2 protein-coding genes and 1 pseudogene are annotated in these 4,079 nt (G+C 67.2%); all 3 read right to left on the bottom strand.

Features of this window, described 5'->3' with window-relative positions; all coding sequences use genetic code 11:
- A pseudogene (locus VIR09_RS12110) lies at positions 1 to 533 on the bottom strand (hypothetical protein); the annotation flags it as partial.
- Between the two features lie 2 nt (positions 534 to 535).
- On the bottom strand, positions 536 to 2,413 hold the full coding sequence (locus VIR09_RS12105) for a hypothetical protein (RefSeq protein ID WP_332013095.1): 1,878 nt from the start codon (positions 2,411 to 2,413) through the stop codon (positions 536 to 538).
- The coding region (locus VIR09_RS12100; protein WP_332013094.1) for a type VI secretion system Vgr family protein at positions 2,410 to 4,079 on the bottom strand (1,670 nt) is incomplete at its 5' end. The genes VIR09_RS12100 and VIR09_RS12105, both read right to left, overlap by 4 nt.

The following is a 4,079-nucleotide window of genomic DNA, read 5'->3' as shown; positions in this document are numbered from 1 at the left end:
TCTATGGAGACCGTTTCACCAGAGGAGTCTCGTAAGATCGAGAACCGACTTTCCCACCGCGTCGGTCGGTTCGTCGCAAGCGCCGACCGCCGCCGTGGAAAAGTCTCAGCGCCTTGCACACGGAAATTCGGACACTCCCGGAGCTGCCAACTGTTGGGTACGGGTCCGCTCTGATTGCTGATGATCTCGGCAGTTTGATTTTTCTCTTTGATCTTGGTGATGTCGCGGACCACCCGCTTGTTGGCAGCTTCGACGCCGCCGTGGATGACTTCGATCTCCGACGGGAATCCCGAAGGCCCCCACCGAACCTCCGCCTCCTTCGGTACCTCCAATGCATAGCGCCCCACGCAGACGCGCTTGGTCTTGGCGAACAGTTGCTGCAGGCGGGGGCTGAGCGTGGTGGGTTCAGGCATGGCGGTGTCTTTCTGGTAGGCATGTCGGGTGGGCAGCGTGCAGGCCTGCAGCAGCAGGCCGAGCGCCAGGAGGGCGCCCAGGAACGGGCGCGACGGGTGTGAGGGAAGGGTGCGTCGCATGGTCACTTCCATTGGTCGGTCTTGGCGATCTGCACGAGGGCGTACAGGGTGGAGGCGGCGACCTGGTCGTCCGCATAGCTGGCCTGGTGCTCGTAGCCACTGCTTTCCTTGCCGTGCACGAAGCCGTGGCCGATGATCTCCTGCGCCGACCGCCAGGCCGGCACGGTCTCGTCGCCCGCTTCGGCCGCCGGCTGGCGCTGCAGGGTCAGCACGCGCGCACCGGCCTGCACGGTCAGGACCTTCTTGCCGTCGTCGGTCAGCAGCGTCCAGGTCGCGGGCGGCGGCAGCGGCGTGGTGTCGCCCGGGTCGAGCCCCTCGGTGACGCGGAACACCACCTCGCCATAGCTGCGGCGTACCGGCGAGTCGCACCAACTGGCGTAGGTCAGGGGGTAGAAGGTCTTCTCGATGGAATTGGAGAACTGGTACGCATCTTTGACACGGGCGTATGCGGCGTCAACTGTTGCAGTCGGTAGGTTGGACTTTCGCGGATTGACCCAATCCGGATTGATCAACCGCCACCAAGCCTGCGCCGGCTGCGTGTAGATCGCCTCCAGCGCCGTCTGCGGCAGGCTCGCCATCATGTCGGGCCAGCTCGCCAGCGTGCGGCTCCCGTTGGCGTCCACCACCCGCAGCCAGCTGGCGCCATAGGCCTGCGCCGGCAGCATCTCCAGCGGCGCCGGCGCATTGGCCAGGATGGCCGTGGCATGTTCCCCGTCGGGGCTCAGGACTTGCGCCGTGATGGTGTCGGAGATGGCAAAGGGGCCACCGTTCTTCTCCTGAAAACCGAAGCGCAGGCGCTTGTAGGCCGTGCCCGCGCCGAGCGTGGGCATGACGTTGTGGTACACGCCCAGGATCTTGCCCTGCAGGTTGCCGTATTGCGGGTGCACCAGCGCGCGCGCCACCAGGCCGCCCATGCTGTGCGTGACGACCATGACCTTCTCGCACTCGAAGCCGCGCGCCTGGTAGCCGTTGATGAGGCCGGTGATGCGCTCGGCGATCTTCTTGGCCGATTCACCGTTGCTCTGCAGCCAGTTGTAGCCCATGGCATGCACCGGGTACCAGCAGGCCGCGATCTTGCGCAGGTCGTCTTCGGTGAGGGCCTCGCCCTGGAGGATGGCGCCGAACGCCTTGGGGTTCTTCCCCAGGATGCGCATGGGGTCGGGCGGCTCGGGCGGGGGCGCATGCGGCCTGCCCGGCGAGGGCGGCTGCGCCGTCCAGTTCGGGGCGAGTCGGCCGTTCACGAACATGTTGTTGAGCTGGCGTTCGATTCTCTGCAGGATCTCGCCATAGGGGCCAGCGAAGAGGATTTCGCTCCAGCCGCGCCAGCGGGCCTTCTGCGCGGCGCTCTCGACCATGCGCTGCTTCTCCCACACATCGGCCTCGGGCGGCGGCTTGACGCCATTGGTCAGCAGCGGCGGTATCGGGCGCAGGCTGTCGGGCACGTTGCGGTGCTGGGCATCCGACGCCTTGGTGAGCGTGCCTTCGGGGTCGAAGCGGCCTGCGTCTTCCGAATACCTGTAGATGTCGACCTCGGTGGCGTCGGGGTCGAAATTGAGCTGGCGCTGCGCGGGGCTGGCGTTGCGGAACCAGGCGCCGTAGCCGTTGCCCAGCGCCGTCTCCAGCGAGCCGATGTCGTCGGCCTTCCAGGCCTTGTTGTCGGTGCGTTCGAGTTCGTCCTGCCGCTGCCTGGTCATGCGCAGGTTGCTGCCCATGATGCCGGGCAGGAAGACGATGGGGATGACCTTGCGCGGCGGCAGCTTCACGTCGTGGATCACCTTGTCGTCGGTCGGGGTCATCCACACCGTGTATTCGGCCCAGCCGCCCACGCCCTGCGTGAATTCGCCGGCGTGGTTGCCGTGCTCGTTGAGGTCGTCGGTCATGGCAGTTCTCCCTTGTAGCGGACGGTGTAGCGGGCCAGGCCCGGGCTCTTCTGCAACGGGGTGGTGCCGCTCGCGGCGCTCTTGCCGTCAAGGACGTTGCCGTCCGGGCGCAGCAGGTCGTAGGCCACTTGGGGCGCCGGTTTTCCCGTGCTGTCGAGGAAACGGACCTGCTGGTCGAAGCGGCTGGTGGGCATGGCGTTGAACGACCACGAAACGCTCTTGGGGGCCAATGTCTCGAGGCTGCCGTAGAACAAGACCGGCGATGGCGTGAGGAACTTCGTCAGGTCGCTGATCTCGACCATCGAACTGCCGCCCCACAGGCGCACGCCCTTGGTGCCCCGGATGTCGACGTAGTCCGACTGGCTGGTCAGGGCGATCCGCTGGTCGGCCACGAGGTCGATGTCGCCGCTTTGCGCCTGGATCGAGATCCGGCCTGCCGCGGCGACGAGGTTCATGCCGGCCTTCTGCACGAACAGGGCGATCCTGTCGACCACGCTCGCGAACAAGCCGCCACCGGCGGCAACGGACAGATGCTCGCCGGTGGTCAGTTGCGTGTGCTGCCCGCTGGCGATGTGCGTGCTTTGGGGCGTGCTGCTGGCAATGCCGGCCGGGCTGGCGAGCACCAGGTGCGGCGCTGCGAATTCGCCTTGCGCCTTGCCGTCGCCCTTGATCGCCTGGTTCTGCGCCTCGACCGCCTTGAGGACCTCGCTTTGATCGGCACTGCTGGCTTGCGCCTCGTGGTGCTGCGCCACGGCGGTGATCTGTTCCAGCAAGCTGCGGGCTTCGGTCAGCCGCCGTATCGTTTCATCGATCTCCTTGATGTGGCCCTGCGCGTCGGCGCGCGCTTCGGTCGTGAGCAGCAAGCCTTCCTTGGCGCGGATGGCCCCGTGCGCATCGGTGCGCAGCTCGAAGCCTTCGCCGCGCTCTTCCTTGCGCCCCGCGTGGTCCTCGATGCGCGTGATGTGGCCCATGCTCAGCGAGCTGGACTGGTGGTCGCTCTTGAGCTGGACCTGGATCTTCTGGTCGGTGTCGTCCAGGATCAGGTGGTTGCTTCTGCCCGCGGCGCTGTTGCCGCCCTCCTTGGTGAGCTCGCGGCTGCGAAAGCCCGACAGCGCCGCCTGCCCCGGCAGTTCCCAGGGCGGCAGGTTGTTGCGGTTGTACAGGCTGGCTGTGCACACGGGCAGGTCCGGGTTGCCGCCGTAGAAGTCGACCAGCACCTCCTGCCCGATGCGCGGGATGTGCACGCCGCCCTGCTGGTTGCCGGCCCCCACGCCGGGCGGGCGCACCCAGCAGCTGCTGTTCTGGTTCTTGCCGCCCTCACGGTCCCACGGGAACTGGATCTTGATGCGGCCGAACTTGTCGGTCCAGAGGTTCTCCCCCGGTGGCCCGACCACCAGGGCCGCCTGCGGGCCACGGCTCCAGGGCGTGGGCCGGGTGAGCGCCGGGCGCAGCGGCTCGCTCATCGGGTGCGCAGTGAAGTCGACTTCGATCTTCCACTGCTGCCTGCGGTGGGCTGCGGCGTCCTTGACTTGGCTGGACTGCGCCACGTCTTCGATGACGAGGTGGGTCTCCAGGACCAGGTACTCGGCGTTGGCCTGGCGCCGCGGGTGCCTGCGCAGCGCGAAGGTGCAGCCCGGCACCATGCCACGCAGGTTGCCGCTGGCCT

The organism is Achromobacter sp. (assembly GCF_036567245.1).
In the GTDB taxonomy this organism is placed as follows: domain Bacteria; phylum Pseudomonadota; class Gammaproteobacteria; order Burkholderiales; family Burkholderiaceae_B; genus Achromobacter.
The sequence above is the reverse complement of the archived record's forward strand: the minus strand, read 5'-3'. Positions and strand labels throughout refer to the sequence as shown.